24 protein-coding genes and 1 pseudogene are annotated in these 22,841 nt (G+C 69.8%); 14 read left to right on the top strand and 11 right to left on the bottom strand.

The genetic code is table 11. The features are described 5' to 3' along the window. Positions 1 to 6 precede the first annotated feature (6 nt). From AMK34_RS22780 to AMK34_RS22760, 5 genes and pseudogenes are all read left to right on the top strand, one after another. Entirely contained in the window at positions 7 to 810 is an 804-nt protein-coding gene (locus tag AMK34_RS22780; RefSeq protein ID WP_073846730.1) for a DNA-formamidopyrimidine glycosylase family protein, read from the top strand. A 361-nt stretch (positions 811 to 1,171) separates the two neighbouring features. After that, positions 1,172 to 1,387 (top strand): annotated as a pseudogene (locus tag AMK34_RS43875) (adenosine deaminase); the annotation flags it as partial. Between the two features lie 150 nt (positions 1,388 to 1,537). After that, positions 1,538 to 1,780, top strand: coding sequence for a hypothetical protein (locus AMK34_RS43870; protein ID WP_443111213.1), 243 nt, complete (start codon positions 1,538 to 1,540; stop codon positions 1,778 to 1,780). 361 nt (positions 1,781 to 2,141) lie between these two features. Next, on the top strand, positions 2,142 to 2,702 hold the full coding sequence (locus AMK34_RS22765; protein WP_038516475.1) for a GNAT family N-acetyltransferase: 561 nt from the start codon (positions 2,142 to 2,144) through the stop codon (positions 2,700 to 2,702). A gap of 23 nt (positions 2,703 to 2,725) precedes the next feature. Continuing rightward, positions 2,726 to 3,775, top strand: coding sequence for a quinone-dependent dihydroorotate dehydrogenase (locus AMK34_RS22760; protein WP_073846729.1), 1,050 nt, complete (start codon positions 2,726 to 2,728; stop codon positions 3,773 to 3,775). On the opposite strand, the gene AMK34_RS22755 is transcribed toward AMK34_RS22760, so the two are convergent. From AMK34_RS22755 to AMK34_RS22740, 4 genes are all read right to left on the bottom strand, one after another. Beyond that, on the bottom strand, positions 3,735 to 5,369 hold the full coding sequence (locus AMK34_RS22755) for an amidase family protein (protein ID WP_073846728.1): 1,635 nt from the start codon (positions 5,367 to 5,369) through the stop codon (positions 3,735 to 3,737). The genes AMK34_RS22760 and AMK34_RS22755 overlap by 41 nt on opposite strands. 366 nt (positions 5,370 to 5,735) lie before the next feature. Beyond that, positions 5,736 to 6,716: a phage shock envelope stress response protein PspM gene (pspM, locus tag AMK34_RS22750; protein ID WP_073846727.1), complete on the bottom strand. Its 981-nt coding sequence runs from the start codon at positions 6,714 to 6,716 to the stop codon at positions 5,736 to 5,738. A 73-nt stretch (positions 6,717 to 6,789) separates the two neighbouring features. Beyond that, positions 6,790 to 7,632, bottom strand: coding sequence for a PspA/IM30 family protein (locus AMK34_RS22745; RefSeq protein ID WP_007029352.1), 843 nt, complete (start codon positions 7,630 to 7,632; stop codon positions 6,790 to 6,792). A gap of 220 nt (positions 7,633 to 7,852) precedes the next feature. Beyond that, positions 7,853 to 8,734, bottom strand: a complete 882-nt coding sequence (locus AMK34_RS22740; RefSeq protein ID WP_073846726.1) for an RNA polymerase sigma-70 factor — start codon at positions 8,732 to 8,734, stop codon at positions 7,853 to 7,855. A 173-nt stretch (positions 8,735 to 8,907) separates the two neighbouring features. Between AMK34_RS22740 and AMK34_RS22735 the strand changes: the two genes are divergently transcribed. Next, a complete protein-coding gene (locus tag AMK34_RS22735) occupies positions 8,908 to 9,387 on the top strand; it encodes a carboxymuconolactone decarboxylase family protein (RefSeq protein WP_073846725.1) in 480 nt (159 codons plus the stop codon). 54 nt (positions 9,388 to 9,441) lie between these two features. Here AMK34_RS22735 and AMK34_RS22730 read toward each other — a convergent pair whose 3' ends face one another. From AMK34_RS22730 to rimO, 4 genes are all read right to left on the bottom strand, one after another. Continuing rightward, positions 9,442 to 9,891, bottom strand: a complete 450-nt coding sequence (locus tag AMK34_RS22730; protein WP_038516491.1) for a helix-turn-helix domain-containing protein — start codon at positions 9,889 to 9,891, stop codon at positions 9,442 to 9,444. Positions 9,892 to 9,992: 101 nt separating this feature from the next. After that, entirely contained in the window at positions 9,993 to 10,454 is a 462-nt protein-coding gene (locus tag AMK34_RS22725; RefSeq protein ID WP_038516494.1) for a CinA family protein, read from the bottom strand. Continuing rightward, a complete protein-coding gene (gene pgsA / locus AMK34_RS22720) occupies positions 10,451 to 11,092 on the bottom strand; it encodes a CDP-diacylglycerol--glycerol-3-phosphate 3-phosphatidyltransferase (protein ID WP_037343142.1) in 642 nt (213 codons plus the stop codon). The genes AMK34_RS22725 and pgsA overlap by 4 nt, the downstream gene beginning before the upstream one ends. Next, complete coding sequence (rimO, locus tag AMK34_RS22715; RefSeq protein ID WP_073846724.1) at positions 11,089 to 12,537, bottom strand: 30S ribosomal protein S12 methylthiotransferase RimO; 1,449 nt, start codon at positions 12,535 to 12,537, stop codon at positions 11,089 to 11,091. Before rimO ends, pgsA begins: the two co-directional genes overlap by 4 nt. A gap of 88 nt (positions 12,538 to 12,625) precedes the next feature. On the opposite strand from rimO, the gene AMK34_RS22710 reads away from it, so the two are divergent. Then, the gene (locus AMK34_RS22710; protein WP_073846723.1) at positions 12,626 to 13,153 is read left to right on the top strand and encodes an amino-acid N-acetyltransferase; all 528 of its coding nucleotides are present in this window, start codon (positions 12,626 to 12,628) and stop codon (positions 13,151 to 13,153) included. 73 nt (positions 13,154 to 13,226) lie between these two features. Here the strand turns inward: AMK34_RS22710 and AMK34_RS22705 are convergent, their stop codons facing one another. Further along, positions 13,227 to 13,754 carry a CGNR zinc finger domain-containing protein gene (locus AMK34_RS22705; RefSeq protein WP_073846722.1) on the bottom strand — a complete coding sequence of 176 codons (528 nt, stop codon included), beginning with the start codon at positions 13,752 to 13,754 and terminating at the stop codon, positions 13,227 to 13,229. Between the two features lie 58 nt (positions 13,755 to 13,812). On the opposite strand from AMK34_RS22705, the gene AMK34_RS22700 reads away from it, so the two are divergent. Both AMK34_RS22700 and AMK34_RS22695 read left to right on the top strand, forming a co-directional pair. After that, positions 13,813 to 14,658, top strand: a complete 846-nt coding sequence (locus AMK34_RS22700; RefSeq protein ID WP_073846721.1) for an alpha/beta fold hydrolase — start codon at positions 13,813 to 13,815, stop codon at positions 14,656 to 14,658. Positions 14,659 to 14,669: 11 nt separating this feature from the next. After that, positions 14,670 to 15,311 (top strand): nitroreductase family protein, encoded by a 642-nt coding sequence (locus AMK34_RS22695; RefSeq protein WP_073846720.1) that lies wholly within the window; start codon positions 14,670 to 14,672, stop codon positions 15,309 to 15,311. 160 nt (positions 15,312 to 15,471) lie between these two features. On the opposite strand, the gene AMK34_RS22690 is transcribed toward AMK34_RS22695, so the two are convergent. Then, positions 15,472 to 15,930, bottom strand: a complete 459-nt coding sequence (locus AMK34_RS22690) for a hypothetical protein (protein ID WP_073846719.1) — start codon at positions 15,928 to 15,930, stop codon at positions 15,472 to 15,474. A gap of 58 nt (positions 15,931 to 15,988) precedes the next feature. After that, positions 15,989 to 18,316, bottom strand: coding sequence for a DNA translocase FtsK (locus tag AMK34_RS22685; protein ID WP_073846718.1), 2,328 nt, complete (start codon positions 18,314 to 18,316; stop codon positions 15,989 to 15,991). Between the two features lie 298 nt (positions 18,317 to 18,614). Here AMK34_RS22685 and AMK34_RS22680 point away from each other — a divergent pair, with 298 nt between their 5' ends. The 5 genes from AMK34_RS22680 (at position 18,615) to AMK34_RS22660 (ending at position 22,597) form a co-directional block, all read left to right on the top strand. Further along, positions 18,615 to 19,424 carry a lysophospholipid acyltransferase family protein gene (locus tag AMK34_RS22680; protein WP_073846717.1) on the top strand — a complete coding sequence of 270 codons (810 nt, stop codon included), beginning with the start codon at positions 18,615 to 18,617 and terminating at the stop codon, positions 19,422 to 19,424. A 48-nt stretch (positions 19,425 to 19,472) separates the two neighbouring features. Further along, positions 19,473 to 20,087 (top strand): NAD(P)H:quinone oxidoreductase, encoded by a 615-nt coding sequence (gene wrbA, locus AMK34_RS22675; RefSeq protein WP_037343124.1) that lies wholly within the window; start codon positions 19,473 to 19,475, stop codon positions 20,085 to 20,087. A gap of 70 nt (positions 20,088 to 20,157) precedes the next feature. After that, entirely contained in the window at positions 20,158 to 20,448 is a 291-nt protein-coding gene (locus AMK34_RS22670; RefSeq protein WP_073846716.1) for a hypothetical protein, read from the top strand. Next, complete coding sequence (locus tag AMK34_RS22665) at positions 20,448 to 21,983, top strand: alpha/beta hydrolase (RefSeq protein WP_073846715.1); 1,536 nt, start codon at positions 20,448 to 20,450, stop codon at positions 21,981 to 21,983. The genes AMK34_RS22670 and AMK34_RS22665 overlap by 1 nt, the downstream gene beginning before the upstream one ends. 65 nt (positions 21,984 to 22,048) lie before the next feature. Next, positions 22,049 to 22,597, top strand: coding sequence for a hypothetical protein (locus tag AMK34_RS22660; RefSeq protein WP_073847162.1), 549 nt, complete (start codon positions 22,049 to 22,051; stop codon positions 22,595 to 22,597). The last annotated feature ends 244 nt before the right edge of the window (positions 22,598 to 22,841 follow it).

The raw sequence follows: 22,841 nt of genomic DNA, 5'->3' as shown, positions 1-22,841 counted from the left end.
CCGCCGATGCCCGAAGGAGACACCGTCTTCCTCGCCGGCAAGGTCCTCGACAAGGCGTTGGCGGGCAAGACCTTGCTGCGCGGCGAGTTCAGGGTCCCCCAGCTGGCCACGACGGATCTCGCCGGACGGGACGTGATCGGCGTCGGCACCGTCGGCAAGCATCTGCTGACCCGTCTCTCCGGCGACCTCACCCTGCACAGCCATCTGCGGATGGACGGCAAGTGGGACGTCTACCGGGCGGGCGCGCGCTGGCGGCATCCGGCGCATCAGGCGCGGGTCATCCTGGCCACCGAAGAGCTGCAGGCGATCGGCTTCCGCGTGCACGACCTCGAACTCGTGCCCACGGACGAGGAAGACCGTCTGGTCGGCCACCTCGGCCCGGATCTGCTCGATCCACAATGGACGGACGAGCTGGCGGAGCGGGCGGCGGCCGCGCTCGCCGCGGACCCGGACCGCGAACTGGGCGACGCCCTGCTGGATCAGCGGATCATGGCCGGGATCGGGAACATGTACAAGGTCGAGATGTGTTTCCTGCTCGGTGTCACCCCGTGGACACCGGTGTCCGAAGTGGACACGGCGAAAGCGGTGGCGCTCGGCCGCAAACTGCTGAAGAGCAACGCCTGGCGCACGTCGCAGACCACCACCGGCGATCTGCGGCGCGGCCGCGAGCACTGGGTCTACGAACGGACCAAACAAGGCTGCTTCCGTTGCGGAGGACGGCCGAAGGTCGCGCCCCAGGGCGACGGGTACCAGGCGAGGCCGACCTGGTTCTGCCCGAAATGCCAGTCCGGGCCCGCTCCCGGCGGCTAAGCTGGACCCGTGACGCCGTTCAAGCTCCCGCTCTACGGGGCCGACACCGAACGCGGCGACCTCGCTCCCTGAGCCGCCCGCTCCTCCGCACGTCACCTTCCACTTCTCCCAGGGAGCTTTGTCATGCCCGGAATCCTCACGGGCGGGCCGCTGCCAGGGGCACCCCGACCGGTCAGGGCGAACTTGACTACGCGGTCTCCCCAAGGGCGCCCCGCGCCCGACGGAGACTTCACCGTCGCGCGCCCTCTTTCGGGCCGAAGGCCCACGGAAACGTTTTGCGGGGCGCCCCTCCGTGCAATCGCGACACGCGTCGTGCGCTGGCGCCCTGCGAAAGGTTTCCGTCAGCGCGCGACAGACGAACACTGACGGGATGTCGACGGACGATCTCCTCACCGGGCTCGCCGCCGGACGGGCCGCGGCGCGGGCGGACCACGGGGTGGAACTGGCCTGGTGCTTCGACATTCCCGGCGAGAAAGGGGTCGTCGCCGGCCGCGAGACGGTCGTGTTCGCGCTCCGCGAACGCCCCGAAGGGCTGGTGTCCTTCGGGCTCGGCGGTTGCTCGAACGGGACCGGACGACCGCGACCACGCGGTCTCCCCAAGGGCGCCCCGCGCCCGACGGAGACTTCACCGTCGCGCGCCCTCTTTCGGGCCGAAGGCCCACGGAAACGTTTTGCGGGGCGCCTTCCTCGCAGACCCGACGTGTCAGGGGCCGGCGCGCCCCGCGGAATGTTTCCGTCAGCGCGCGACAAACCAGCGGTCACGCTCAACACCGACGACCCGCCGATGTTCGGCGCCACCCTCGACGGCGAGTACGTGGCGGTGGCCGAGACCCTCGGGCTGACGGCGGCCGAAATCGCCCTGTTCGCGAAGAACGCCGTGGAAGCCTCTTTTCCGCCCTCGGCGGACAAGACCGCCCTGCTGCGGGAGATCGACGAAATCTTGTTGCAGGACCCCGAACTCCTCGCATAGCGTGGCGGTACACGAGAGAGGAGGTGGTCCAAAGTTGTATTCCAACAGGACTCGTGAGGTGGCTGTCCGCTAGCGGACCCCACGCGTAGGACTTCAGAGCAGCGATACAACGCAAGTTGGAGCCACCTTCGGCTCGTCGTCTCTGCTTCGCGTGATGCCTGATAGCGAATACCAGGCAGTCACCGGGCCCCCGAGGTTCCCGAGCACCGGTCCGGCTCGGGCCCGGACGCCGATTCCCGGCGTCCGGGAGCCGCCTCGGGGGTACCCCTATTTCCGGGGTGGGAGGACCATCCGCCGCCCCGAAGGACCGTCCGCCGCAGTTCCGCCCCCAGGAACCCCGCCGACTGGATAGCCTGACGCCATGCTGAGGCCCGATTTCCCGATCATCACCCAGCGACTGACCCTCCGCGCCTTCACCTCCGCGGATCTCGACGAACTCAACTCCTTCCAGTCCCGCGCCGACGTCGCCCGCTACCTCTACTGGGGCCCGCGCAGCCGGGCCGAATCCGCCGCCGCGCTCGCGAAACGGGTGCACAGCAGCAGCCTGTCGAAGGAAGGCCAGCTCCTCGCGGTGGCCGTCGAGCTGACCGAGACCGGGCAGCTGATCGGCGACCTGAACCTCGAGTACCTCAGCAGCGAGCACCGTCAGGGCGAGATCGGGTTCGTCTTCCATCCCGATCACCATGGCAAGGGGTTCGCCGCGGAGGCCGCCACCGAACTGCTGCGCCTCGGCTTCGAAGAGCTGGGCCTGCACCGGATCATCGGCCGCTGTGACGGACGCAACACCGCGTCGGCCGCGCTGATGGAACGCCTCGGCATGCGCAAGGAGGCCCATCTGCGCGAGAACGAGGTCGTCAAGGGTGAATGGACCGACGAACTCGTCTTCGCGATGCTCGAAGACGAGTGGAAGGCGAAGCACTAAAGCTCACCAGGCATGATGGGGCCGTGCTCTTCGACAAGATCGTCCGCCCCGCTCTCTACCGGGTCTCCGGCAGCGACCCCGAAACCGTGCACGAACGCACCATCGGCTCGCTCGCCAGGCTGAGCCGGGTCTCCCCCGCGCTCGCCGCGCTCGGCCGCGTCTACCGGACGGACGATCCGGTCACCTTCCTCGGCTTGCGCTTCCCGAACCGGGTCGGGCTCGCCGCCGGGATGGACAAGAACGGCCGCGCGCTGCACGCGTGGCCCGCGCTCGGTTTCGGCTTCGTCGAGGTCGGCACGGTCACCCGGCATCCGCAGCCGGGCAACGACAAACCGCGGCTGTTCACCCTCGCCCAGACCGACGCGGTGATCAACCGGATGGGCTTCAACAACGAAGGCGCCGAAGCGCTCGCCGCCCGGCTCGCCGCGACCGGGAAGCCGCCGGTGCCGCTGGGCGTCAGCATCGGCAAGTCCAAGGTGACCCCGCTCGACGAAGCCGTCGAGGACTACCGCTTCTCGCTGCGGGCCTTGTACCCGTACGCCGACTACTTCGCGATCAACGTCAGTTCCCCGAACACCCCGGGGCTGCGCGCGCTGCAGGACAAGTCCGCGCTCGCCGAACTGCTCGCCGAACTGCGCGAGACCTCGGCCGAGCTCGCCGGCGACGCGAAGGCGACGCCGGTGCTGGTGAAGGTCGCCCCCGACCTCACCGACGAAGCGCTCGCGGAACTACTGGAGGTCTGCCTCGACCACGGGGTCGCCGGGCTGATCGCGACCAACACGACGCTGTCACGCGAAGGGATCGCCCCGCCCGAAGCCGCCGTCGGCGAGCAGGCGGGCGGATTGTCCGGCCGTCCGCTCACCGCGCGCTCGGTCGAGGTGGTGCGGTTCGTGCACGACGAGACCGGCGGCAAGCTGCCGATCATCGGCGTCGGCGGGATCTTCGACGCCGGCGCCGCGGCACGGATGCTCGACGCCGGCGCCGGTCTCGTCCAGCTCTACACCGGTTTCGCCCTGCACGGTCCCGGTCTGGTCAAGCGGGTCGCCCGAGGTCTCGCGGCCCGGCCGTACTGACGAACCTGAGGTAGGCACGCCAGCACTGGTACCGCGTCAGCTCCGTCGCCGTCGCGGTGGCCGCCTGGTCGCACAGGACGGCCAGCGGCGTTTCCCCGTTCTCCAGCCGGATCCGGCCCAGCACGAACGGCGCGGGCAGCGTGGCGGCGAAGGCACCGAGGGCGGCGGGCGAGAGCCGCCAGCGTTCACCCGAAAGCATCGTGTGCTCGCCCGTGGCGCTCACCGGAACCACCCCTGGCTGGGGCGGATCGGTGGGCAGCAACACCATCCGGTAGCCCTCGCCGGTCTGGACCAGCCCGGTGAACCGCGCCCCGGCGCGGACCAGGCTTCCGTTCAAGGGCTGCCCGCGCAGATGCGCGCCGAACACCACGAGATCCGCACCCGTTGCGGGATAAGGGAAATCGGCCTGTTCGTCGGTGAGCACGGCGGCCAGGTCGATGGCGACCTGGTCGTCGAACGGCCGCACCACCACCGAAACCCCGTACGGCCCGAGATCCGACGGCGACGCCGGAACCGTGACGGCGGCGAGGTCGAGCAGGTTGACGAACGCCGTGAAACGCTCCAGCCGCTTCGAGACACCGTCCGGATCGGACAACGCCTCGGAGACCTCGGGATGGTCCGCGACGGTCGGGAGCACGAGGGCGTCGTACTCGGACAGCATCCGGAGCGCGAGCATCCCGGCCTCGGCGACACGGTGCCTGTCGGCGGTGAAGCCGTCGTCGTGGATCAGCTCGCCGACTTTCAGCAGCGCCGAGACCTCCACGGTCTCCACGAGGGCGCCGGACGCCCTCAGCGCCGAAACCGCGCCGAGGAAGGCGGATCGGGACTGCAGCGAAAGACCGGTGAGCGTGTCGGAGCCCGGGATCGCCACCCGCGGCCGGTCGCCCGCCGACAGCCGGACGTCCGGCGGCCAGTCGCGGGCGAGCGGGTCGATCCCGTCGGGACCGGTCATCAGTCCCAGCGCGCGCTGTCCCAAGGTGAGGCTGCGGGCGAACAGGGCGATCCCGCCGCACGGCGCGGCGCCGGTCTTCGGCACGAGACCCAGCGTCGGCTTCAGCCCGACGATCCCGTTGAGCGAAGCGGGAACGCGGCCCGCGCCCGCCGTGTCCGTGCCGACCGCGAGATCGACGAGGCCGAGCGCGACGGCGACGGCCGCGCCGCTGCTCGCGCTCCCGGAGACCCGGGCGGTGTTCAGCGCCGCGCTCACGGCGCCGTAGGGGCTGCGCGTGTGCTCGAGGTCGCTGCCGAACCGGTCGCAGTTGGTCTTGCCGATCACGACCGCCCCGGCCGCGGTGAGCCGGGACACCGAGGTGGCGCCGGTACAGCAGACGTCCTCGCCCGCCGTGGGAAGACCGGCGACGTCGACCACGTCCGCGACCGCCACCAAGGTGCCCGCGAGCGGCAGGTCCGCACCCGCGCGAAGCCGTTCATCGACGGCTTTCGCGTCCACGAGGGCGTCTTCCACAGGGCGGAGGGTGATCCAGACGTCGGGGCGGTCGACTTCGGCTATCCGGTCGTAGGCGGCTATGACGCGCTGGTACGAGCTGGGAGGCGGGACGGGGGTCGGCTCTGGTTCCGGGGGGAGCGTCGTCACTGGGCGTCCTTTCCTCGGTGGGGACGAGAAAGACCACTGCGCGAGATCCACTGTGTCCGGTCCGCCACCCTGGGACGCCCGCTCACGCGGGCTGGGTTCAGGCCCGGGCTGGGATGAGCACTGCGTGCATGTAGGAAACGTTAGGCATCGCGGGTTGCCGTCACCAGCGGATTCGGGTCACGCGAGCGTTTCGGTACCGCACAGTGAGCAGGTCGTTACGCAATGGAGTATTAGCGACGACGAATGAGACGATGGTCCAGGAAAGCGCCTGCTCAGACCCTACCCGTTTCCGGATCTCGCGTGATCGAAGGCGGAACTCGCGTGATTGAACAGCGATCTCGCGTGATCAGACGGACATCACCGAGATCAGGAGAGTTCGCGCAGGGCCATCGCGAGGCCGGCGAGCTTGTCGGTCGCGTCGGAGAGGGATTCCTTGGACGACGTCATGCCGTCCGAGCTCGCGGCGACGGTGTGCCCGGCGGCCGCGACGAGACCGCCGTAGCCGTCGAGACCGTCTTCGAGCTGCTCGCGCAGTTGCTTGATGGCGGCGTCGAGGGCGCCGCGTTCCCGCTCGGGTGCGGCGTCGCGGCCGCGTTCGATGGCCTGGATCCGGCCGGCGAGCCCGCGCAGGGCCTGTGCCGCCTCGGCGGCGGTGGTGCGAGCGTCCGCGACGGCGATCTCCGAGACCGGCATGGTGCCGAGCGACGTCGGCTGCGAAAGCTGGCGAAGCAGCTCCGCCAGCGAAGCCTCGCTCTCGGCGAGGCGCTCCATCGGCTCACGCGCGACCGACCGCGCCGGGGGCAGCGGCGGCGGAGTGGCGGGGGCGGCGGGCAGCACGGTGCGGTTGAGCGTCCGCAGCCGCAGCCCCGACTTCACCCCGAAAGTCCCGAAGATGACGGCGAAGGCGCCGCCCGCGATGGCCTGGAGGACGTCGGCCTGACCGTCCTTCAACAAGCCGGTGCCCGCGACGACGGCGAACAGTCCACAAAGGAAGGTGAGGAGGATCCAGAACGTCAGCGCCCGCGAGGCACGGCGTTTGCGTCGCTCCAGTTTGGCGGCGGGTTCGTTCCAGCGCGCCCATTTGGCCTTCGCGTCGGCCACGACCGGGATCTGCCCGGCGGCCATCGACGTCAGCTGCTGCGAGATCTTCGGCATGGCGGGCATCTGCGGCATCTGGGGACGCGGCCGTGAAGGCGGAGCGGGGCGCGGGGAAGAACCCTGTTCGGAGGGCGGGATGTAGCGCTGCAGCTTCTCCTGCGCGCGCTGGGCGTAGTCGGGCAGCTTTTCGATGTGCTTCTCAAGCTTGGCGGTGAACTCCCCGAAGTCCTTGCGCCTGCCCTGCCCCATGCCCTCTCCCCTGTCTTCTGGTGAGACCGATCCCGCACCCGCGCGGGGTGCGGGACCGGCTCCAGTTGGTGTGTCAGGCGGGGTTCTTGCCCTGTTCGGCCTGAACCCGTGCCTGGATCTCACGCTGGATGTCCGCGGAGCTCGACGCCTTCGGCGCGGCGGCGGTCTTGCCGTCGGTCACCTGAGCGACGGAGTCACCCTTCATGGACGCGCGGATCTGCTCCAGCCGCGAGTGCCCCGCGAGCTGCGTCGTGGAGGCCTGGACCTCCATCATCCGGCCCTGGACCGAGTTCTGTGCGAGTTCGGCCGAGCCGAGCGCGGTGGTGTAGCGCTTCTCGATCTTGTCGCGAACGTCTTCCAGCGACGGGGTGTTGCCCGGCGCGGCCAGCTGGCTCATCTGGTTCAGCGAAGCGGAGACCTGCTCCTGCATCTTCGCCTGCTCCAGCTGCGAGAGCAGCTTGGTGCGCTCGGCCAGCTTCTGCTGCAGCATGGTCGCGTTGCGCTCGACGGCCTTCTTCGCCTGCTCCGCAGCCTGAAGCGACTGGTCGTGCAGGGTCTTGAGGTCTTCGATGCTCTGCTCGGCGGTGACGAGCTGCGCGGCGAAGCTCTCCGCCGCGTTCTCGAACTCGGTCGCCTTCTGCTCGTCGCCCTTGGCACGCGCCTCGTCGGCGAGCACCAGCGCCTGGCGGGTCGAAGCCTGCAGCTTCTCCACGTCGCCGAGCTGGCGGTTCAGCTTCATCTCCAGCTGACGCTGGTTACCGATCACCGAGGCGGCCTGCTGGGTCAGCGCCTGGTGGTTGCGCTGCGCCTCCTCGATGGCCTGCTGGATCTGTACCTTCGGGTCGGCGTGCTCGTCGATCTTCGACGAGAACGCCGCCATCATGTACTTCCAGAACTTCACGAACGGGTTGGCCATCTCCTCCGCCTGCCTTCTCGCATCCCACGGGCTGTTACCTCGAGGTGGGGCGTCCCCTCTGTGATGTTGCAACGTCCCGACCCCGGCGTTGAGTTCCATCGTGTCAGGTCGGCGTCCCGCGTTCCAGGCGACCCCGACGGAATTCAGGGATCCCCCTGACTGTGACGTCCGCGACCTTTCGGGTTCACCTGCCGGTGACGGTGGGTGAAAACGGCCGGAGTCAGCGCCCCAGGACGGTCTCCTGGTCCATACGTGACAACTTCTCGGGGTTGCGCACCGCGTAGAGGCCGGTGACGAGACCGTCCTCGACCCGCAGCGCGACGACCGTGTCGACCTCCCCGCCGAGCCGGAGGATCAGCGCGGGATGCCCGTTGACCTGCGCCGCGGCCATCGTCGCCGCCTCGTCGCGGACCGGACGGCTCGCCGCCAGCAGCGGCGCGACCAGCGCGGCGCCGACCACGGGCTCCAGCACGGCCTGCACCACTCCGCCGCCGTCACCGAGGAAGACGACGTCCGGGGACAGCACGTCGAGCAGTCCCTGCAGGTCACCGGTCCGGACCGCGCGGTGGAACGCGTCGAGCACGTCCTTGGTCTCGCCGGGGGACGCGGCACCGCGCGGCCGCCGGGCGGCGACGTGCGCCCGCGCCCGGTGGGCGATCTGGTGGACCGCGGCCTGGGTCTTGCCGACGGCTTCGGCGATCTCGCCGTAGGGCACGTCGAACACCTCGCGCAGCACGAACACCGCGCGCTCGGTCGGCGTGAGCGTCTCCAGCACCAGCAGCATCGCCATCGAGACGCTGTCGGCCAGCTCGACGTCGTCGGCCACGTCGGGGCTGGTGAGCAGCGGTTCGGGCAGCCAAGGACCGACGTAGGACTCCTTGCGGCGGCCGAGCGTCCGCAGCCTGCCGAGCGCCTGCCGGGTGGTGATGCGGACCAGGTAGGCGCGCGGGTTCTCCACGGCGCCGAGGTCGACGCCCGACCAGCGCAGCCAGGTCTCCTGCAGGACGTCCTCCGCGTCGGCGGCCGAACCGAGCATCTCGTAGGCGACGGTGAACAGCAGGTTCCGGTGGGCGACGAACGCCTCCGTGGCGGTGTCGGACATGGACTCGCTCCTGTTCTCGGTGACGCGTGACCCCCACCAGACGCCGCGTCCCCCCGATTTCTGACACGCCGGAGCCGTGGCGCTCGTCACGCCCCGAGCCTGTCAGCGCGGCCGGGCCGCCGGCGTCTGGTGGTCGTCAAGTTCGGCATACGACCACGAAAGAGGACGAGATCATGGATTCCCGTTTCGACCTGAACGGCACCGAGCTCGGCGCCAAGCTCGGCAAGCGCTTCGCGAACGTCAGTGTCGGCATCAAGGGTTCGACTCTGCCGAAGGTCACCCAGGAACTGGTGTCGCTGCGGGCCAGCCAGCTCAACGGCTGCGGGTTCTGCGTCGACGCCCACGCCAAGGATCTGGCGGCCGCCGGGGAACCCGCGGTCCGCGTCAACCTGGTCGCCGCCTGGCGCGAATCGACGGTGTTCACCGAAGCCGAGCAGGCCGCCCTGGCGCTCGCGGAGGAGGGCAGCCGGATCGTCGACGCGCACCAGGGCGTCTCCGACGAGACCTGGGCCCTGGTGCGGAAGCACTACGACGACGATCAGGTCGCCGCGCTGGTCTACCTGGTCGCGATGATCAACGCCGCCAACCGGCTGCTCGTGATCACGCACACCAAAGGTGGCTCCTACCAGGCAGGCACGTTCGACGCGAACTGACGCCGAAGAGGCCCCAGGCGGACTGCCTGGGGCCTCTCCCGTTCACGACCTTCGCTAAGCGGCGACCATCTTCGGTGCGGAGATCGTCGTCCGCAGCGCGGGGCTCATCCGCGGCGGCGGCGAGATCCGCAGGTCGGCCAGGTCGTTGCCGATCAGCTCGGACACCAGCCTGCCGCCTTCGAGCTCGCCCGCTTCGGCGCTTTCCCGCTCCGGAGCGCGCCTCTTGCCCGCTTCGACCTTCTCGGCCACCGGGGCGACCTCGACGTTGTCCATCGCCGAGACGTCCGCCGCGACCTTGTGCAGGAGTTCGCCCAGCGGAAGGTCCAGGGCCTCGCAAATGGACGCCAGCAGCTCGCTGGACGCCTCCTTCTGCCCGCGCTCGACCTCGGACAGGTAACCGAGGCTCACCCTGGCGGCGCGGGAGATGTCCCGCAGCGTTCGACGCTGGTTCGTGCGGGCGTGTCGGAGCCGGTCGCCGATCGCCTCGCGCAACAGCACGGTCATCACGCGCCTCCCTTCCAGGACTGACTACCCCCTACGTTACCCAGAGCGGTGCCCTGGGCGCAGGTGTTGACACGGCAATACGCCAAGGGCGAACGCGGCGATCATGCGAGATGTTCCCCCAGCAGGGCGAACGCGCCGGAGACGGCACCGGCCCTGACCGAGGCTCGATCACCGCTCAAGTCCAGCGTACGGACGGTGAGGACGTCCGGCCCGGCGAGACCGACATGGACGGTGCCAGGAGCGACGCCGTCCTGGCCGTCCGGACCCGCGACGCCGGTCAGGCCGAGACCCCACGTGGCGCCGCACCGGTCCCTCGCGCCGGCGGCCAACTGCGCCGCGACCTCGGGATGCACGGCGCCCTGCGCGGCGAGGAGGTCTTCGTCGACCCCGGCCAGCTTCGCCTTGAGGTCGGTGGCGTAGACCACCAGCCCGCCTCGCACGACGGCACTCGATCCGGGGACCTCGGTCAGCGTCGCGCAGACCAGACCGGCAGTCAGCGACTCGGCCGTCGCCACCGTCTCCCCACGCCCGATCAGGTGAGTGATCAACGTCTCAGCATTCATGCGCCCGCGGCACGCCGTCCCGCCGCGCGCAGCCGGACCGCGCGTACGACGTAGTCGAGACCGGTCACGACGGTCAGCACCAGCGCGAGCCCCATCAGCACCCAGCGCACCGGCTCGGCCGACGCGGGCAGGGGCAGCAGGTACGCGGTGATGGCCGCGATCTGCGCGAGTGTCTTGGCCTTGCCGCCCCGGCTGGCGGGGATGACGCCGTGCCGGATCACCCAGAACCGCAGCAGGGTCACGCCGATCTCGCGGACCGCGATGACGATGGTGACCCACCAGCCCAGTTCACCGAGCACGCTCAGGCCGATCAGCGCGGCGCCGATCAGCGCCTTGTCGGCGATCGGGTCGGCGATCTTGCCGAAGTCGGTGATCAGCCCGTATTTGCGCGCGACCCAGCCGTCGACCTGGTCGGTGAACGACGCGATCGCGAACAGCGCGGTGGCGATCGCGCGCCAGAACGTGTCCTCCCCGTCGCCGGCGAACAGCGCCATCACGAACAGCGGCACCAGCACCAGCCGCGACATCGTGAGCAGGTTCGCCAGGTTCAGGGTCGGGACCGGGGTGGCTTCGGGTACCCGGGCGTGCTCACCGCCCGTCCCCTCACCGGCCCCGGCGTCGCTCGGGGCGGCATTCACCGGTCGGCCTCGGGCGGCGCGGGCCGCACGATCAGGTCGACACCCTCGGAGTCGACGACCTCACAGCGGACGAAGTCGCCCACCGCGAGCTGGGGCAGGTCTTCGGTCTCGATGAGGACGCATTCGCCGTCGACCTCGGGGGCCTGGTGCGCGGCGCGGCCGATCGGGTCCTCGCCGTCCTCCGCCTGCTCGATCAGGACGTCGACGAAATCCCCGATGCGGTCCTCGGCGCGCTGCGAGGTCAGCTCCTCGACCAGCGCGGAGATCCGCGCGACCCGCTCGGCCACCACGGACTCGTGAAGTTTGCCGTCGAAGGTCTCGGCCTCGGTGCCGTCCTCGTCGGAGTAACCGAACACGCCCACCGCGTCGAGCCGCGCGCCGTTGAGGAAGCGCTCCAGCTCGGCGACGTCCTCTTCGGTCTCGCCGGGGAACCCGACGATGACATTGGTGCGGATGCCGGCGTTCGGCGAGTGCTCCCGGATCTGCTCGCACAGCGCGAGGAACGAGTCCGTGGAGCCGAAGCGGCGCATGCGGCGCAGCACGGTCTCGCTGGAGTGCTGGAAGGACAGATCGAAGTAGTCGGCCACACCCGGGGTGGTCGCGATGGCCTTGACCAGGCCGGGGCGTGTCTCGGCGGGCTGCAGGTACGAGACGCGGACGCGTTCGATACCGGGCACCGCGGCCAGGCGCGGCACCAGCAGCTCCAGCGCGCGGGCGCCGTCGCGGCCGAAGTCCTTGCCGTAGGAGGTGGAGTTCTCCGAGACGAGGAAGACCTCCTTGACGCCGTTCTCCGCGAGCCACATCGCCTCGGCGACGATCTCGTCCGGCTGCCGCGACACGAAGGAGCCGCGGAAGGACGGGATCGCGCAGAACGAGCAGCGGCGGTCGCAGCCGGAAGCGATCTTCAGCGCGGCCACCGGGGAGGTGTCGAGCCTGGTCCGCAGCACGCGCGGGCCCCAGCCGTGCTGCGCGTGCCCGGGCACCTCGACCGACTCGGCGGCGGTCGGGCGCTGGACCGGGCTGATCGGCAGCAGCTTGCGGCGGTCGGACGGCGTGTGCGACTCGACCTTGCGGCCGGCCACGACGTCGTCGAGACGCTCGGCGAGGTCGGCGTAGTGATCGAAGCCCAGGACCGCGTCGGCCTCGGGCAGGCTCTCGGCCAGCTCGTTGCCGTAGCGCTCGGCCATGCAGCCGACGGCGACGACCTTCTTGCCGGTGTCGGACGCCGCGAGCAGCGTGTCGACGGAGTCCTTCTTCGCGGATTCGACGAAGCCGCAGGTGTTGACGACCACGACGTCGGAGTCCTCGGGCTCGGCGGCGAGCTCCCAGCCGCCCGCCGCCAGCCGTCCGGCGAGCTCCTCGGAATCGACCTCGTTGCGGGCGCAACCGAGGGTCAACAAGGAAACGCGACGGGTGGCGACAGGATCAGTGGTGGGAGAAGGCACGTGCCTTAGGGTAGCTGGCCTGTTCGCGGGGTCGGCGATCGCTCGCTCGGGCGAGCCCTCGACCGGGCCGGGCGCCGGGGATGGCTTAATGGTGGACGTGCCCTCAGACCCTCCCCCGCACCGCCGCCCCACCGTCCGCCGGGCGCGGATCGCGGACGTCCGCAAGATCAAGGCGCTGGTCGACTCCGACGCCGGGACGGTGCTGCTGGAGAAGGAACTCGTCACCCTCTACGAGAGCGTCCAGGAGTTCTGGGTGGTCGAGGACGGCGACGACGTGCTCGGCTGCGGCGCGCTCCACGTGCTGTGGGAGGACATCGCGGAGCTGCGCACCATCGCGGTCGACAAGGACTCCCGCGGGCGCGGCATCGGGCACGCGCTGGTGGGGCAGCTGATCGACTTCGCGCGCGAGATCGGGCTGAAACGGCTGTTCGTGCTGACCTTCGAGACCCATTTCTTCGCCGGGCACGGCTTCGTCGAGATCGACGGGACGCCGGTGACCCAGGAGGTCTACGAGGAGATGCGGCGCTCGGCGGATCCGGGTGTGGCGGAGTTCCTCGACCTGCCGTACGTGAAGCCGAACACCTTGGGCAACAGCCGGATGCTGCTGGAGCTTTAGCCGAAGGGGACTTTCCCCGCGTCAGACGCGGTGAAGGGCGCTTTCCCCGCATCGCATGCGGCGAAGGACGCTTTCAGCCCTTCGCGGCGTGGCGCGCGACCCGCACCCGGTTGCCGCACAGCGACGGCGTGCACCACACCCGCCGGCTGTTGGCCGCCACGAACAGCATCGAGCAGTCGTGCGCGCCGCATCGACGCAGCCGGGCCGCGCGCGGCCCGGACACGAGGTCGATCGCCGCGACCGCGACGGCGGCGAGGGCGATCTCCGCGCCGTCCTCGCCGTGCCAGCACGTCTCCGCTCCCCCGTCGATCAGCCGCGGACTGGTCGGGACGGCGGCCGCGGCCGCGTTCACCCGCTCCACCGCCCACACCTCGGGCTCCCGCGCCGCCACGACCGCCTCCAGCAGTTCACGCACCGCCGAACGCAGCCGTCTCGTCTGCTCGGGTGAAGGCGCGCTGGCGCCTTCCGGCAGAGCCTGTGCCGCCCAGAACTTCTCATGGCCGTCGTCGAGCAGGTCGATCGACGGCGAGACGGCCAGCATGACCGTGTCGGCCAGGTTCACCGCGAGATCGTCACCGGGAAGCGAGTCGAGATCGAGCATGCCTTGACACTATCAGGTACTAATGGTTCAAGACAGTTTTAACCATTAGGGAGTGTTCATGGCGGCCATCCGGCACCGTTCCGTCAAGCTCGGCGACGTCGAGGTCTTCTATCGCGAAGCCGGCGACCCCGAAGCGCCCGTGTTGCTCCTGCTGCACGGCTACCCGACGTCTTCGCACCAGTTCGTGCGGCTGATGCGGCGTCTCGCCGGCCGGTGGCGGCTCGTCGCCCCGGACCTGCCGGGCTTCGGGCAGACCGTCACGCCCGAGGGCTTCACGTTCACCTTCGACCGGCTCGCGGAGGTCGTCGGCGAGTTCGTGGACGCGCTGGAGCTGCGGCGATACGCGCTCTACGTCTTCGATTTCGGCGCTCCGACGGGCCTGCGGCTGGCGGTGTCGCGGCCCTCCCAGATCACGGCGCTGATCACGCAGAACGGCAACGCCTACGTCGAGGGGCTCGGCCCGGCGATGCCGGACTTCCCTTCCCTGACCGACGAAACCGAGGCGCGGCGCGGCTTCGAAGCGATCCTCGAACCGGAACAGATCCGCTACCAGTACACCGGCGCCCGCGACCCGGAGACCATCGATCCCGCGAACTACCTGCTGGACCAGTACTTCCTCGAGCGCCCTGGCCGCGCGGAAGCGATGCTGGACCTGTTCTGGGACTACCGGAACAACCCGCCCGCGTACCCGAAGTTCCAGGCGTGGCTGCGCGAAGCCCAGCCGCCCGTGCTCGCGGTGTGGGGTCGCAACGACCCGTTCTTCGTCCCGGCGGGAGCCGAGGCTTTCCGGAAAGATGTTCCCTCGGCGGAGGTCCACCTCTTCGACACCGGGCATTTCGCGCTGGAGGAGGACCTCGAACCGATCAGCGACCTGATCGACCGCTTCCTGGCGAAGCATCTGTAGAAGGGCGGCATATGGACACCTCGGTCACCGACCACCTGCTGAGCACGACGCGGGCGGTCCGCCGCAAGCTCGACCTGGACCGGCCGGTGGAACCCGAGGTGCTCGACGAGTGCCTGCGGCTCGCGCTGCAGGCACCCACACCGGGCAACCAGCAGGCGTGGCGGTGGCTCGTCGTGCGGGATCAGGGCGTGAAGGACCGGCTGTCCGAGCTGTTCCGGCGAGTCGGGAAGGCGTACCTGGAGACGAACGCGGCGGCACTGGGCGAGGCGATCACCGAGCCTTCCGTGGCGCGGGCGTTCGCGTCGGGACAGCACCTGATCGACGTGATCGACCGGGTGCCCGTATTCGTCATCCCGTGCCTGACCGGCAGGCCGAGCGGCGACAACGCGACCGACGCCGCGTTCTACGGCGGGATCTTCCCCGCGGTATGGAACTTCCAGCTGGCGCTGCGGTCACGCGGCCTCGGCTCGACGCTCACGACGTACCACCTGACCCACGAGGCGGAGGCGGCCGAAATCCTCGGCATCCCCGCCGACGTCACGCAGGTCGGGTTGCTGCCGGTCGCCTACACGACGACGCCGGATTTCAAACCGGCGGCGCGTGTGCCGCTGTCCGAAGTCGCGTATCTCGACGGCTGGGGCAATCCCCTTTAGGCGCTGTCCTGTGAGTCTGTTCGATGGGCTTCGTGATCCAGGTGGTTCCTGACGGTGCGGGCGGATCGGCCTCGTACCGGGTCGTACTCGGCCGCATCCGCCCGTGCCGTCAGGGGCCGCCTGGGCGCGAAGACCGCGAACAGACTCACAGGACAGCGCCTTAGGCCTTGGACACCCGCAGGGTGACCTGGTCGCCCCCCGAACTCACGGCGACCAGGTCCACCCGGCAGGCGGCGAACTCGACGGCCTGCCTGCCACCCCGTCCGGTGGAAGCGAGGGCCGCCGTCGTCCGCTCGCCGCGTCCCGGTTCGGCCAAGGTCAGCTCGACCACGGCCTCCCCTTCCCAGACGCAGACCATTCCCGCGGCGCAGCGCGAATCGGACACCAGACGAGCGAAGCGGATGCTGACGTCCTTCGACGCGACCTCGGTCGTGTCACCGGTCTTGAGGACGACGGTCTCCCCCAGCTCGACGCTGTTCTGGGCGTCGCGGGCTGGCTGAGGCCGCTGGACCGGCGCGGGCAGGGCCTGCGCCGGTTGCTCGCGCGCGGCGGAGCTGCCGGCCCCGCAGGCGAGGCCGGCCAGTGCGCAGAGGACGACGAGCAGCTTCTTGAGGTCCACGGGTCATGGACGTAGCGGAGGCTCCGGTCCGTTGCACCGGTCTTCCAAAAAGGCCGGTTCAGTCGTCGGAGACGTCGCCGCCGTTCGCGTCCCCGCCGCCGCGGATCATGAACAGCACCGACTCCAGTTCCTCCGGCTTGATCAGCACGTCTCGCGCCTTCGAGCCCTCCGAAGGACCGACGACCCCCCGGCTTTCCAGCAGGTCCATCAGGCGCCCGGCCTTGGCGAAGCCGACCCGCAGCTTCCGCTGCAGCATCGACGTCGAACCGAACTGCGAGGTGACGATCAGCTCGGCGGCCTGCAGCAGCACGTCGAGGTCGTCGCCGATGTCGGAGTCGATTTCCTTCTTCTCGCCCGCCTTCGCCGCGGTGACGCCGTCGGTGTAGTCCGGCTGCGCCTGCTCCTTGGCGAAGTTCACCACCGCGGCGATCTCTTCGTCGCCGACGAACGCGCCCTGGATGCGCACCGGTTTCCCGGCGCCCATCGGCAGGTACAGCGCGTCACCCATACCGATGAGCTTCTCCGCGCCCGGCTGGTCGAGGATGACCCGCGAGTCGGTGAGCGACGACGTCGCGAACGCCAGCCGCGACGGCACGTTGGTCTTGATCAGGCCGGTCACGACGTCGACCGACGGGCGCTGGGTCGCCAGCACCAGGTGGATACCGGCGGCACGCGCCTTCTGGGTGATCCGGACGATCGCGTCCTCGACGTCGCGCGGGGCGGTCATCATCAGGTCGGCGAGCTCGTCGACGATCGCCATGATGTACGGGTACGGCGCGTACACGCGCTCGCTGCCAGGCGGCGCGGTGATCTCGCCCGAGCGCACCTTCTTGTTGTAGTCGTCGATGTGCCGGACCTTGTTGACCTGCATGTCCTGATACCGCTGCTCCATCTCCTCCACCAGCCAGGCCAGCGCGGCGGCGGCCTTCTTCGGCTGGGTGATGATGGGCGTGATCAGGTGCGGGATGCCTTCGTACGGGGTCAGCTCGACCATCTTCGGGTCGATCAGGATCATCCGGCACTCGTCCGGCGTCGACCGCGCGAGCAGCGACACCAGCATCGAGTTGACGAAGCTCGACTTACCGGAACCGGTGGACCCCGCGACCAACAGGTGCGGCATCTTCGTCAGGTTCGCGGTGACGAAATGGCCTTCGATGTCCTTGCCGAGCCCGATGACCATCGGGTGGTTGTCCTTGACCGTCGACGGCGCGCGCAGCACGTCGCCGAGGCGCACCATCTCGCGGTCGGAGTTCGGCACCTCGATGCCGACCGCGGATTTGCCGGGGATCGGCGCCAGCAGCCGGACGTTGTCGGTCGCCACGGCGTAGGCGATGTTCTTGGTCAGCGCGGTGATCTTCTCGACCTTCACGCCGGGGCCGAGTTCGACCTCGTACCGGGTGACCGTCGGTCCCCGCGTGAAACCGGTGACCTGCGCGTCGACGTTGAACTGCTCCAGCACGCCGGTGATCGCCTCGATCATGGCGTCGTTGGCCTTGCTGCGGGACTTCGGCGCGTCGCCGAGCTTCAGCAGGTCCGGCGGCGGGAGTTTGTAGTCGCCCTCGACGGTCCTGGTGACCGAGAGCGGTGCCTCGGCCTTCTTCGGCTTCTTCTCCTCGACCGGCTTGGGTGCCGCCTTCGGCGCACGCAGCGGCGTCGGCGCCTCGGCCAGCGCGGCTTCGATGTCGAGTTGCTCGCCCTCCTGGTCGCCCGAGGCCTGGCGACGCCGCGACGGCTTCCGCAGGCGGACCGACTTCGGGTCGGCTTCGGTGACGGCGTCGCGTTCGTCGTGGATGGCCTGGCGTTCGGCCTCGGCCTCCTCGATCTCCTCGGGGTCGAGGCCCCAGTTGCGCAGGCGGTGCGGGATCTCCCTCACCGGGGTCCCGGTGAACACGAGCGTGCCGAACAGCAGCGCCAGCACCAGCAGCGGCACGGCGACCCAGGTGGTGACACCCATGGTCAGCAGGCCGCCGGAGAACGCGCCGATCACGCCACCGGCGTACATCCGGCCGTCGTTGGTCTCGGGCAGCGCGGTGAAGATGTGCAGCAGGCCGAGTACCGCCAGGACCACCAGCAGGGTGCCGATGACCATCCGCGGCCGGGCTTCGGGCACCGGTTCCGACCGCATCAGCGCGACGGCCACCACGGTGAGCACCAGCGGGAGCGTCACCGCTCCGGCGCCGAGCAGCGAACGCGTGCCGACCTCCACCCAGCCGCCGATCGGGCCGGCGGCCCGCCACCAGACGCCGAACGCGATCACCAGCGCCAGCGCGATGAGACCGAGGGCGAGACCGTCGCGTCGGTGCTCGGGTTCCAGTTCGCGGCCGCGGCCGACCGTCCGCGCGAGGGTGCCGAGGCCCTTCGCGAGCAGATTCCAGGTACCGCGCACGCCTTTGGCGAACGTGCCGGACGAGCGTTTCCGCGGCGCCGGACGCCGTGGAGCGGGCTTCCTCGCAGCCGTTGACCTGGGCTTCGCCGGGGTACGCGGCTTTCGCGCCGGCCCCTTGCTGCCGCCGCTTCGCGCCGTACTCCGCTTCCTGGTCGTCGACCCGCTAGCCATGTCTCCACGGTAACCGCCTCGACCCTCCAGCCCCGGCCGCCACTCGGAGCACATCCGGAACATTCGTCTCAGGTCACAGCTTGAGCGGCCATCCGGGTGAAAAGCGGTTCATGACATGCTCTGCCCCATGTTCGCGCTGCATCAGGAGGAGAATTCGGCTCGCCGCGCCCCGGCCATCTGGCGCACGATGCTGAACATCGACCGGGGGCTGGTCAACTTCGTCGGCAAACTCACCGTGACCGGCGGTGTTTCGGCGGAACTGCGACGGCGACCGCTGCTCATGACGGCCAACCACATCGGCGTGTTCGACGCGTTCGTGCTGATGGCGGCCTGCAAACGGATCGGCATCAACCCGCGGTTCATGCTGGCGGGCGGCATCCTCGACGCGCCGGTCATCGGCCCGGCGCTGCGGGTCAGCGGCCACCTGCGGGTCGACCGCAAAGAAGCGTCGACGGCCATCGGCCAGTTCGCCGAGGCCGCCGAAGCGCTGCGGACCACTCGCGACCCGCTGATCGTCTATCCGGAGGGCCGGATCAGCCACGATCCGGGCCTGTGGCCGGAGCGCGGCAAGACCGGCGCGGCGCGGCTCGCGCTGGCCGCCGGGGTGCCGGTGATCCCGATCAGCCAATGGGGCGCACACGAAGCCGTCTATTGGGGGACGGAGACCGTCAACGGCCCCGCCGATCTGGTGCCGCTCGCCAAGTCCGGGCTGAGCGCGCCCATGCGGCGGCCGCGGTTCAAGGTGCACTTCGGCGAGCCGGTGGACCTGTCGGAGGTCGAGCCGGAGCGGCCGGGCGCCGGGGTCCGCGCGCACGCCAAGATCATGCAGGCGATCACCGACGGCCTGGTCCCGCTGCGCCTCGACGAACTGGACAAGCCCCGGTTCCACGACCCGACGCGGCCGACGGACACCGTCAGCCCCTGGAAGAAGCACTGAGTTCCGGATTCTGAGACGGGGGCTCACGCTCGCCTAGGGTCGGCGGACGTGAGCACCCGCATCCTGGTCGTCTACTACAGCGCGACCGGCAACACCGCGAAACTGGCGTCGGCGCTGGCCGACGGCGCCCGCGAGGCCGAAGCCGACGTCCGCGTCCGCACGGTTCCCGAGACCGCCCCACCCGGCGCGGTGGCGAGCAATCCGCGCTGGCAGGCGTGGGTGGACGCGGGGCCGCACCACGAGACGGCGACGCTGGAAGACCTGGAATGGGCCGACGGTTTCGCGGCGGGCAGCCCGACCCGGTTCGGCGGCCCGGCCGCGCAACTGAAGTCCTTTTTGGACAGTACGGGTGGCCTGTGGGCCAAGGGAAAGCTCGTGAACAAGGTCGCGACCTCGTTCACCACCGCGTCCACCGCGCACGGCGGGCTCGAATCGACCGTGCTGGCGACGAACAACATCTTCTACCACTGGGGCGCCATCGTCCTGCCGCTCGGCTACACCGACCCTCATCTGCTCGAATCGGGCAATCCGTACGGCGGCTCGTTCGTCTCGCGCAAGTCCGCCGAACCCGACGACCTCGCCCTCGACGCCCTTCGTCTGCAGGGGCGGCGGCTCGCCACCGTCTCGCGCTACATCGCCGACGGGCTTTTCAAGGACGGGTGAAGGGAACCGCGCGTCCGTCTCCCGCGTCGTAGGGTGGTCACACAGCGTCACGCTACGGGGAGGAAGCGGGATGACCGGCGGGTACGAGGTGGCCTTGGCGTCGATCGGCGCGGCGTCAGGCGCGGCGAAACGGGCTTCGGCCGACGTCCGGAAGGTGGACCTCGCGGCCACCCTCGCCGGCGTCGCGACCGGCTTGCCGGGTGGCGTTTCCGGTGAAGCGGCCCGGCTCCTCGCGGACGCCTGGAGCCGCGCGGTGCCTGACTGGGCGCAGAACACCGCCGACTACGCCGAGCGGCTCGACGAGGCGGCCGCCCGCTACCGCGCCAACGAGCTGGCGGCGTCACGGGAACTCCCCGTCTGATGCTCACCTGGGGAGACGTACGCCGGTGGGATCCGGCCGCGATCAGCGAGGTCGCCGACGCGCTCAACGGCGGTTGCACCCGGATCGTCGCCGCGAACGACGACGTCGAAGCCATGGCGCGCTTCACGGGCTGGACCGGCGACGCGGCCATCGCCGCGACGACGCGGGGTGAATCGCTGACCTCCACCTTGGAGCGGCTCGTCGCGCAGGCGTCCGCGGTGCGGCGGGGCGCGCACGAGGTACAGATCGCGCTGGACCGGATCGTCGCGTTCGTGCGGGAGACCGACGAACTGGCGCGACGGAACGGGCTGGCCATCGGTCCCGGCGGTGAGATCACGCCCGCGGGTGTTCCGTCGCCCGACCAGCCGCGCGTGCTGGCGGAACTGACGGACAGGGTCGAACAGGGCCTGCGCCGCGCGACCGACGTCGACGCCGATTTCGCCGAGATCCTGCGCCGCGCGCTGCGGGGCGAGATCACCGAACAGGGTGGCGGCACGCTCGCCCAAGCGGCCGACGCCGGAGCCGCGCAAAGCGGCCTGTCTATCATCGGCCCGCCGGAGAACGGCACGCCCGGTGACAACAAGGCGTGGTGGGCGAGCCTGTCGGACACGGCGAAAGTCGCTCTGCTGCAAGGAAATCCGGGACTCGTCGGGAATCTCGACGGCATCCCGGCGACCGACCGCGACGCCGCCAACCGCGCCGTCCTCGCCCGCGAGATCGCGCGGCTGCAAGGCGATCCCAAACTCAGAGGCCTCGAAGCCATCCAACAGCGGCTGGATCGGTCGGATCCGCAGGCGTTCCTGCTGGGGCTGGACACCGGCGGCGACGGGAAGGCGATCGTTTCCGCGGGGAATCCCGACACCGCGGTGAACGTGGCGACGTACGTGCCGGGGACCGGCTCGGAGCTGTCGAAAATCGGCGGCGACCTCAACCGGTCCGACAAGATGTGGGCCGCGGCGACCACGTCGGGCTCCCCGTCGACCGCCGTGGTCACCTGGCTCGGCTACGACGCGCCGAACGAGATCACCGACGCCGCGAGCGCCGAGTACGCCGATGGCGGCAAGGCGGCGCTCGCGCAATTCCAAGACGGGCTAAGGGAAACGCATCAAGGCACACCCTCGCACAACACGGTGATGGGGCACAGCTACGGCACCACCGTCGTCGGGCACGCGGCCGTCGACGGCGGCCTCGCCGCGGACGAACTCGTGTTCGTGGCGAGCCCCGGCGTCGGCGCGCACGACGTGAGCGAACTGCATCTCGACGGGGTGAATCAGGACGAGATCGGCAAGCACGTGCACGCGACCGTGGCCGAGCACGACATGATCAATCTGGCGAACCTCGAGATCGCCGGGTACGACCCGATCCTCGGCCAGGACCCGGCCGACGCGGACTTCGGCGGGCAGGTCTTCACGTCGGCGCCGGGTACGGACGGATGGGGCGGGTACAGCAAGGAAGCACACAGCGAATACTGGGAAGACAACAACCCGTCGCTCCGGAACCTCGGTTTGATCATCGCCGGGAAACCCTCCTCGTGAAACTCCCGCTTCTGACCGCCCTGCTCGTGCTCTTGTCCGCTTGTTCCTCCGGAGGTGGAGACGCCATGAAACCGACCATCACCGAACACGAGGCGAAAGACAGGGTCGAGCGGTACATCGAGGGTGCACTCACCGCGCTGCCCGCCACCGCGGAACGGAAACCGTTCACCCAGCACAGGTCGGAATGCACCGATCCCACCGACGACGGCCCGCAAGGGCGCTTCGAGATCTCCGCGACCTATGAGGTGACCGGTCTCGAAGCCGCACGGTTCGGCGAGTACTTCGACGCGGTCGTCCAGTGGTGGACGGCTCACGACTTCGCGGTCCTGACGGATTCGCGGCCCAAAGATCTCTACGTGTTCGTCCGGAACAAGGCGGACGCGTTCGACATGACCGTGCAGGCGAACGACCTCGGCAAGTTCTATGTCGGCGCCACTTCCCCCTGCGTCTGGCCGAACGGCACCCCCGAACCGCAGGCCCTCGAAGCCACCGAGCCCGAGCAGCCGGTCGCCGCTCCCCCGGAGCCGGAGCCGTCGCGCAAACCGCGTCGCGCCCCTGTCGACGACGAGGACTTCGCCCAGACGAACTGGACCGACGGCGGCGCCTCCTTCTGACCGCTCGCCGTAAGTACATGAAGGCCCCCTTCCTTGCGCTAGACGCAAGGAAGGGGGCCTTCATGTACTTGGGAAGGGGCCCTTCACGCGCGCCCGCTGTGACCGCTGGTGCACATGGGACGTACGTGGCGATCATCAAGTCTGTGAAGGCCTCCTTGAGGGACCCAGAGTCCCTCAAGGAGGCCTTCACGGACCGGCCCGTAGACCAGCCGTTGGGAAAACGGGTCGCCCCACAGTCACCCGG

Source organism: Amycolatopsis sp. CB00013 (genome assembly GCF_001905755.1).
GTDB lineage: Bacteria > Actinomycetota > Actinomycetes > Mycobacteriales > Pseudonocardiaceae > Amycolatopsis > Amycolatopsis japonica.
The sequence above is the reverse complement of the archived record's forward strand: the minus strand, read 5'-3'. Positions and strand labels throughout refer to the sequence as shown.

Bases quoted from the DNA above. Each gene is read 5' to 3' on its own strand.
- AMK34_RS22780 (WP_073846730.1), top strand. From the start codon at position 7: ATGCCCGAAGGAGACACCGTCTTCCTCGCCGGCAAGGTCCTCGACAAG.
- AMK34_RS43870 (WP_443111213.1), top strand. From the start codon at position 1,538: ATGTTTCCGTCAGCGCGCGACAAACCAGCGGTCACGCTCAACACCGAC.
- AMK34_RS22765 (WP_038516475.1), top strand. From the start codon at position 2,142: ATGCTGAGGCCCGATTTCCCGATCATCACCCAGCGACTGACCCTCCGC.
- pspM (WP_073846727.1), bottom strand. From the start codon at position 6,716: ATGGGGCAGGGCAGGCGCAAGGACTTCGGGGAGTTCACCGCCAAGCTT.
- AMK34_RS22745 (WP_007029352.1), bottom strand. From the start codon at position 7,632: ATGGCCAACCCGTTCGTGAAGTTCTGGAAGTACATGATGGCGGCGTTC.
- AMK34_RS22740 (WP_073846726.1), bottom strand. From the start codon at position 8,734: ATGTCCGACACCGCCACGGAGGCGTTCGTCGCCCACCGGAACCTGCTG.
- AMK34_RS22735 (WP_073846725.1), top strand. From the start codon at position 8,908: ATGGATTCCCGTTTCGACCTGAACGGCACCGAGCTCGGCGCCAAGCTC.
- AMK34_RS22730 (WP_038516491.1), bottom strand. From the start codon at position 9,891: ATGACCGTGCTGTTGCGCGAGGCGATCGGCGACCGGCTCCGACACGCC.
- AMK34_RS22725 (WP_038516494.1), bottom strand. From the start codon at position 10,454: ATGAATGCTGAGACGTTGATCACTCACCTGATCGGGCGTGGGGAGACG.
- AMK34_RS22710 (WP_073846723.1), top strand. From the start codon at position 12,626: ATGGTGGACGTGCCCTCAGACCCTCCCCCGCACCGCCGCCCCACCGTC.
- AMK34_RS22705 (WP_073846722.1), bottom strand. From the start codon at position 13,754: ATGCTCGATCTCGACTCGCTTCCCGGTGACGATCTCGCGGTGAACCTG.
- AMK34_RS22700 (WP_073846721.1), top strand. From the start codon at position 13,813: ATGGCGGCCATCCGGCACCGTTCCGTCAAGCTCGGCGACGTCGAGGTC.
- AMK34_RS22695 (WP_073846720.1), top strand. From the start codon at position 14,670: ATGGACACCTCGGTCACCGACCACCTGCTGAGCACGACGCGGGCGGTC.
- AMK34_RS22680 (WP_073846717.1), top strand. From the start codon at position 18,615: ATGTTCGCGCTGCATCAGGAGGAGAATTCGGCTCGCCGCGCCCCGGCC.
- AMK34_RS22670 (WP_073846716.1), top strand. From the start codon at position 20,158: ATGACCGGCGGGTACGAGGTGGCCTTGGCGTCGATCGGCGCGGCGTCA.
- AMK34_RS22665 (WP_073846715.1), top strand. From the start codon at position 20,448: ATGCTCACCTGGGGAGACGTACGCCGGTGGGATCCGGCCGCGATCAGC.
- AMK34_RS22660 (WP_073847162.1), top strand. From the start codon at position 22,049: ATGAAACCGACCATCACCGAACACGAGGCGAAAGACAGGGTCGAGCGG.